The sequence below is a fragment of the Occallatibacter sp. genome (genome assembly GCF_049510455.1).
In the GTDB taxonomy this organism is placed as follows: Bacteria; Acidobacteriota; Terriglobia; order Terriglobales; family Acidobacteriaceae; genus Telmatobacter.
In genome coordinates this window covers 1-7655 of sequence record NZ_JBEKYX010000143.1, presented here as the reverse complement: position 1 = coordinate 7655, position 7655 = coordinate 1, and the positions used below count along the sequence as shown (strand labels likewise).

5 protein-coding genes are annotated in these 7655 nt (G+C 54.3%); all 5 read right to left on the bottom strand.

What is annotated here, in order from left to right:
* Window positions 1-389: 389 nt before the first annotated feature.
* The 5 genes from ABSG47_RS19415 to ABSG47_RS19395 all read right to left on the bottom strand — a co-directional run bounded on the left by ABSG47_RS19415 (window position 390) and on the right by ABSG47_RS19395 (window position 7033).
* Window positions 390-938: an AAA family ATPase gene (locus ABSG47_RS19415; RefSeq protein WP_424171724.1), complete on the bottom strand. Its 549-nt coding sequence runs from the start codon at window positions 936-938 to the stop codon at window positions 390-392.
* A gap of 162 nt (window positions 939-1100) precedes the next feature.
* Window positions 1101-2357, bottom strand: a complete 1257-nt coding sequence (locus ABSG47_RS19410) for an NAD(P)/FAD-dependent oxidoreductase (RefSeq protein ID WP_424171721.1) — start codon at window positions 2355-2357, stop codon at window positions 1101-1103.
* A gap of 265 nt (window positions 2358-2622) precedes the next feature.
* The gene (locus ABSG47_RS19405; RefSeq protein WP_424171718.1) at window positions 2623-4215 is read right to left on the bottom strand and encodes a DHA2 family efflux MFS transporter permease subunit; all 1593 of its coding nucleotides are present in this window, start codon (window positions 4213-4215) and stop codon (window positions 2623-2625) included.
* 49 nt (window positions 4216-4264) lie between these two features.
* Window positions 4265-5548, bottom strand: a complete 1284-nt coding sequence (locus tag ABSG47_RS19400; protein WP_424171715.1) for an HlyD family secretion protein — start codon at window positions 5546-5548, stop codon at window positions 4265-4267.
* 36 nt (window positions 5549-5584) lie between these two features.
* Window positions 5585-7033 (bottom strand): TolC family protein, encoded by a 1449-nt coding sequence (locus ABSG47_RS19395; protein WP_424171712.1) that lies wholly within the window; start codon window positions 7031-7033, stop codon window positions 5585-5587.
* Window positions 7034-7655 lie beyond the last annotated feature (622 nt).

Sequence of the window (7655 nt, the reverse complement as noted above, 5' to 3'; positions counted from 1 at the left end):
CTCTTTCTTCTGCTAATTCTGAGTAAAACATAAATGGGGTTAATTGCATGCAAAGTTTCTGAAGGAGGTGGGGTTACGAAAGGGTGGTGGACTTTGGTAATGGGGAAAGAAAGGGAAAAGGGACGAAGGAAAAGAGCAGTTCTCCTCTTGCTGTGGAGCGATCCCTGCCTGGCCGCTAAAACGAATACGCGGCGAGGGTGGGGCGTCCGAACTTTGTATCTTCGGGAGAGATGCTTTAGATTCCACCCTTCAGATCGGTGTAGCGGTACAGAATGGATTCGATGCTCACCCGCCTGGGCCAAGCCCGCGCAGACGCTCAAACAATCGTGGCCTCGATGTAGTGCCGCTGTGCCTCACCTTTGGAAGGAGGGAGAATGGAGATCATGTCCTTAAAGAGAGAGAGGCGGCTCCTCCTCAAGAGTCCTGAGCACGAAGTCGGCACGCTCCACTACCCCGACCCTCGGCAGGATAAAAACTTCGTAGCCCAGCGACGGATAGGCTTTGAAAAGCCGATAATACTCGGCAACAGCGACCACGGGGTCGTGACGCCGCTCTCGATCTATCATGTAAATCTCGGGCCAAGGTGGCGCCAGAAACACGCAGCGATGGTAACGGTGAGTATGACCAAACTCCTCAAGCACTGGCTTGCGGGTCAGGCGCTGAAGAGCAACAGCGGCATCGATCAAGCTTCTGTCGAAGAAAATCCAGCCGCCGGAAGCTGGAGTTGAGGATCGGTCAGCCAGAGCTGTCGCAATGGCTCGATGTGCGAAAGCGGCCATATCCACCCAAGGGAGTGCCGAACCTCCGTTGTTCATCTCCTCAACCACGATCCGCCGGCCAGGTTCCTCTATTATGGTGTGTCCACGCCGCCCAAGCTCGGCGAGCAACGTAGATTTACCGCCACCCGAGCAGCCAGAGATCACGACGAACCGATTCACGCGAATCTCCTATGCCTCCACTGCGTTGCACCGTGCATGTCGTATGGCGCTGGGGAGCCATCGCTCTCCGAATGTGCTGAAACGTCCAATGTGGCGACTACTCCGAAGATATCCAATGTGTTGTGCTCTCCTTTCAAATCACAGTTACGTACCCTCGCCTTTTCAGTGGCGATCAACACTTGAGCCTGTTGGTTTCTCTGTGATGAGACCAGCAGCTTGCAATCGTGACAGAAATGTGAGCCCCCAAGACAAGAAAACTGACGCCCTGCTTCTATAGCCGGCCAGGAAGAATAAATGAATCAAGAGCCATGCAAGCCACGCCGGATAGCCACTGAATCGCGCGTGAAACGGCCATCGGACGTCGGCAACCGCCATGTGACGACCAATCGTTGCCATGTCGCCTTTGTCAAAATAGCGAAAGGCTGTGCGGGGTTTCCCAAAAGCATCAGCGCCGATCATCCTCGCCACATGCTCCCCCATCTGTATAGCGGGCTGCGCAACACCAGCAACCCTCTCCCCATCCTGCTCGAAGTGAGCAAGATCGCCACAAACGAAGACGTCTGCATACCCGTTTGGATTTAGAAAGTCGTTGACCACGATAGCTCCGCTTCGATCATTGCTGCGTGGAAAGCACTTTCCCAGCGGGGACGCTTGAACCCCAGCCGCCCATATCGTCACTGTCGACGGAAGTCTAACGTCACCGATCCAAACGGATTCGCTATCCACATGTGTGACTCTGGTTTGAGTGTGAACCTCTACCCCTAATTTCCGTAACTGGTCCTCGGCTTTCCTCGAAAGTTCTTCGGGATAGTGGGCAAGGATTCGGGGCGATCCCTCCAGCAACAAGACTTTGCACGCGGTGGGATCAATAGACCGGTACTCGCGTTTCAAAATGAACGTAGAGATATCTCGAATGGCCCCGGCAAGTTCGACGCCTGTCGGTCCTCCGCCAATGATGGTGAAGTTGACAGGCTCAGTTTTGCCATTGTCCCAGGAATCTCGTTCCGCGTGTTCAAAGGCGAGCATAATGCGCCGCCGTATCTCTATGGCGTCGTCGATGCTCTTCAGGCCAGGGGCATCGCGCTCCCAGGACTGATTTCCGAAGTAAGAGTGTGTGGCCCCGGAAGCGACAACGAGGTAATCGTATTGAACGAAAGAACCGCTACCGATGACAATTGTTCTGAGATCAGGATCGATCTGTGTCACTTCGTCAAGGAGTATCTGAATGTTTCTGGTCCCCCGAAGGGCGGTCCGTAGAGGCTGCGCGATGTCGCCGGCCGACAGAACACCAAGCGCTACCTGATACAAAAGAGGCTGGAAAGTGTGATGATTCCTGCGATCGATCAGAATCACGTCTACTGGTTGACGGGAGAGTGCTTTCGCAGCGCTCAATCCGGCGAATCCGCCGCCAATGATCACGACCTTTTTCCTCACTCGATGCTCCAGAGCATACTTTCTCGGCATTTTCCTCGACCTTGCTCTTGTGGTTCTGTGGCGTGTCGGGATGATTCGACTCGCCCATGCCAGATGCCACACCGATGTTTTGTTCTTATATCGATCTGCCTAGTTTCGCGAGACGGAAACCCCTACTCTCGCCGATCCTCTTCGCCAACGCCGCACCTTAAGCATCAGAAATGTAGCCGTCCTTGATCGTCCGATCACTCACCGTTGAGATAATTCGTGGCTAGTGCGCTGACATAGCCTCCTTCTTTGGCTTGTTGCCTCGCAATAGAAATGACAGGAAGAACATGACGCCGCCGATCACCATCAAGATGTGAAAGACGTCCAGATAGGACAGTGCGGATGCCTGGCTCTGGACTGTCTGATAGATCTGCGCCAGCCCCATTTGGCTCGCATCCGCATGTCCCATTCCAGCCATGGACTGAGCTTTTTGAGCAGTTCCGGATAGCATGTTCTGAAAGTTGATGTCCCCTGTTGTCGTGTGTTCAGTCAATCGGACCTGATGGAATTGCGATCGCTGCGCCAAGATGGTAGTTACCGCTGATGTTCCAAAGCTGCTTCCCAGGTTGCGCACGAAGTTGACCAAACCCGACACCGAATTGCTCTTGTCTCGAGGAATCCCGACGTAAGCGACCGTCGTTGCTGGAATGAAGATAAAGCCGATAGGGATGTATTGAATGACTCGTAAGATTGCGGCTGAATTGAAACTCATCAGCAGGTCCATCTGCCTGGTGGAGATATACATCGCGATGGATAACGCGCCCCAGCCTCCAGCCATCAGATAGCGGCCTTGAATTTTAGAGCTTAGAAGTCCCACGACCGGCAATTCAATGAGCAGGATCAATGCCGCCCCGGATAGCACCATCCCAGCCTTTTGTGCCGTATACCCCATAAGGCTTTGTAAAAACTGTGGCATAAGAACGGTGGACGAGAAAGAGACGGCCCCGACCAGGAACATCATGACGTTTGCGGCGGAAAAGTTGAAGTACTTGAACAGGCGCACGTCAACAATAGGATTCTTCTCGTACCACTCCCAGATCACCAGGAACGTGAGACAAACGACTGCGACGACAATGAGTGTGGTGATGAAATGCGAACTGAACCAGTCGTCCTCCTGCCCCTTGTCGAGAGCGATCTGTAGCGCTGCGATCCCCAGGGCAAGAGCTGACAGGCCAATATAGTCGAGCTTGCTCTCGCGGAGAGTTCTTCGCTTAAGGAATGGTGGGTCGTCGACCAGGTAACGGACCAGGAACATCGTGAGCAAACCCACCGGCAGATTGATGAAAAAGATCCAGCGCCAAGAGTAATTGTCAGTGAGCCATCCTCCCAGGGTGGGTCCGAGCGCTGGGGCACATACCGCTGTGACTGCATAGAGGGAAAACGCCAAGGAGCGTTTTTCCGGAGGAAAGATGTCGGCCAGAATTGACTGAGCCATAGGCTGCAACCCGCCACCGCCGGCCCCTTGAATCACTCGGGCGAGCAGAAGAAATGGCAGATTTGGAGCTACTCCACAAAGCAAAGAAGAAACCGTGAATATCACGATGCAGATAAGAAAAAAGCGCTTACGCCCTATGACGGAGGTGAGCCACCCAGTAATAGGCAAAACAATGGCGTTCGATACGAGGTACGACGTGAGAACCCAGGTGCTCTGGTCCTGGCTTGCGCCTAGATTGCCGGCCATGTGCGGCAACGCCACATTGGCAATGCTGGTGTCGAGCACCTCCATGAAAGCTGCCATTGCAACAACAACCGCAATCAACCACGGGTTATACCGCGGCTTCCAGTCGCTATATTCTTGAGTGTCTGCTGAAGCCATTACCTTCCTTCGCATCTAACTTGCTTCTGTGCGGAAGCAATCATTTCGTCTACTCGACGTGGACCTCAGGGTCAGCTGACATGCCGGGACGCAGTCGGTCGAGCCCTTCCTGATTGGGATCTAGTTTGATTCTTACCGGGATTCGTTGGACGACCTTGACGTAGTTGCCGGTCGCATTTTCCGCAGGTAGAGTACTGGCGATCGATCCTGTGGCTCCGCCAATCGTATCTACCGATCCGCTGAAATCGCGGTCCAGTGAATCGACGTGAATGGTCGCGTGCTGGCCGGGAAGCATGTGAAGAAGCTGCGTTTCCTTAAAATTGGCCGTTACCCAGAGATCGCCCACCTCGGAGATCGTAAGCAACTGCTGCCCGTCATTGACACGAGAGCCGACCTGGGCAAAACGCTTCATTACAATTCCAGCGACCGGCGCCACAATTTTGGTATAGCCGAGGTTTAACTGTGCTTGTTCAAGCAGCGATTCAGCAGTCTGGAGGTTTGCCATTTGTTGCTCGACTGAAGCATGACGAATCGATAATTGCGGCGCGGCATTCTTCTCATTTAGCACGAGTTTGCTCCGTACCTGATCCAACTGAGCCTTGCGCTGATCAACTGTTCGCGCAGCGGCGAGCACCGCCGCCTGTACCGCCTGAAGATTGGCTGCTTGTTGCTTGGCATTTGAACTGTACTGATCGAAATCGCTCTTTGAGATTTCCTGCTTCTCAGCCAGGATCGTGTAACGCTGTAGATCGCTTTGCGCTCTTGCGTTCGCGGCTTCTTGCTGCAGGACCTGAGCCTCGGCCTGATCCCGGTCTCGCTCCGCGGCCGCAACCGCCGCTTCTGCGCTCGCGACATCGGCCTTTGCACTCAGAATATTGGTGGAATTCTCGACCTCGGTAATCGGTATGTTGGGCCTCTCGCCGGCAAGTTGGCTTCGAGCCTGTGCCAGTTGTGCCTGCACCTGATCGGCTTTTACCTGATTGTCGCGCGGATCCAAATCAACCAGAGGATCGCCGACCTTCACCATCTGATTGTTCTGTACATAAACTTTAACGACAGTTCCGTCAATGCGGGTCCCAATCGGACTGAGATTCCCGTCGATCTGCGCGTCGTCTGTGTCTTCGTAGTGTCGCGCGTGAAGCCAGTAAAGCAAGCCGCCGATTGCAGCGATAACAAGTATGGCCGCGAAGATCATCAGCATACCTTTACGCTTGCCTTTTTCTTGCGGCGGCTGAGCCGATTTCTCATCCTGAACGGAGTTCATTCGTGGGGTCTGCCTTTCTTCTGCCGAGCCTTGATCCACCAGCTCAGATGTCTGCTGTTCTGCGTTCATAAATAAGCCCTGTTTGTCTGAATGTCTTCCAAAACATCAATGTTTATCGCCGGGGAACAAGGACGAGAGTTCTGTCTCCGCATCACCGATAGCGCGGGCAAGTGTGAGCCGTGCCAGATTCATCGCGTAAAGCCCGGAGATGTAGTCGTTTTCGGCGGCCGCTTCCTGCTGCTGCGCCTGGACCACCTCCACCGTGTTGGTTACGCCGGCATCGAAACGATCGTTCACCTGGGTCAAGGTTTCGCGCGCATATTGCCTATTAGATTCTGCGAGCTTGACCTGACCCAACGCAGTACGGAGTTGGATGAGAGCATTACGCACGTCCTGCTCCACTTTGGCCTTCTGGTCTTCATACTCGGCCTGCCGTTGACGCAACGTCGCGCGAGCCTGTTGAACGTCCGCACTGATCTTTCCGCCGTCGAAAACAGGGACACTCAGCGTTCCCGAAGCAACGAAGACGCCATGGGAATCCGTAGGTCTGGGGCCCATGGCGCCGTAGTAACCGTTGAACGATAGCGAAGGAAGCCTCTCACTGCGAGCGGCGGAGACAGTTTGTTCAGCCGCGTGCATTTGGGCCTCAGCAGACTGGAGATCCCATCGGTGCAGGAGCGCTGCATGCAGTGCATCTGCCTCTTCGACGGGCTGAAGGTCGGTAGAACCTAATTGCTCGGTGAAAATTAGCTCTGCGTCTTGAGGGAGCCCGATCAGGCGTGCGAAAGCAATCTTCTGTTGCTGGTAATCACCTTCGAGCGCAAGCAGCCTCTCCTGCTCGGACTGCAGTTGCACGAGACTTCTGGTCATGTCGACACGAGTGTTGGTTCCAGCACTCAGTTGAGTATTTGCCCGGTCATACGTCGCCTGGGCATATTTGACCTGCACACGTTGCGCATCAATCCTCGCGGAGGCCGAAAGAATCTGGAGATAAGTTCCTCCAACGGCCAACACCACCAGCTCTCGCGTATCCCTCTCGCTTAGTCGCGAGGCATGGTCGACCGTGTTGGCCACTTGGTAATTCCGGACGTTCGTCACACTCAGCGCATTCCAATTAAGGTTGCCTTGAGCCTGGACATATTGGAACGGACCAACAATCGAAGGGAAATTTACTCCCAGTGATGCACCAAGCGTATTCAGACCATATGCTGCGAGATTGATCTGAGTTTCGGTCGCGCCTATGCTGGCTGTGATTTGCGGAAACAATTGGCTCAAAGCCTGCGCACGCTGGGCGCGGACGATTGAAGATGAGACGCCCGACGTAACGATCCCGAGGTTAGTTTGCAATCCTCGCTTTACGGCATCGGGAAGCGAAAGCCTCAAGGGTCCAGCCGGGATAGGAGTTCCGGGTACGCTTCCCTGGTAGTTGCCCGTCACCGTAATAGAAGGCTGAAGGACGCTGTTGCTTACTCCCGAGGTCGTTTGCTGCGAGTTCACGGTACCAGGGGTCTGCATAGTGCGGCCTGACGCAGGCAACTGTACAGCCTGACCCATTTGCCCATATGTTCCTGTTTGTTGCGCTGAAAGAGGCACGGAGAGTGCCACTATCAAAATCCATGAGCACGCTGCGATACGGTGCAATGAAAGGGCTCCAATTTGATCGAAAGAGAATTTACTTGGACTCAGCAACCGGACTACCCGGATACACTTCAGACTTTTCTCCGGCATGTTGCTCCACGGTTTGGAATAGGGACATTGGCAGGCTAACGAGGCCAACGCGCGACTTGCTCTGCTTGAATTCGGCCTTGCAGTTTCCGAACTCGCTATCGCTATAAGCAAATGAGGTGCCAAACAATGCGACAGAGTCGGACCGCGCTAGAAAGCGAATGTCAAATGCGACAAATTAGTTTGGCAGAATCGACCAGAGGGCATGACTCATAGCAGAGGTGCCAGATGGCTGGCTTTTTGCCAATACATTGGCATCCGCGCGTGCAAGAGGATGTTATCGATGAGTGCTATCGACGACGCTGAGGTCTCGTCCTGTTCTTCCGGGATGAATGAGGCGGATCAGGCCAGGGGCTGAGTCGAACGGAGTTTCAGCACCTGTTCGATGAGATCTACAGCGCGGTCTGGCCCGTTTAGCTGCTGGATAGCGCTCTGCAAAACCTGGGCCGCT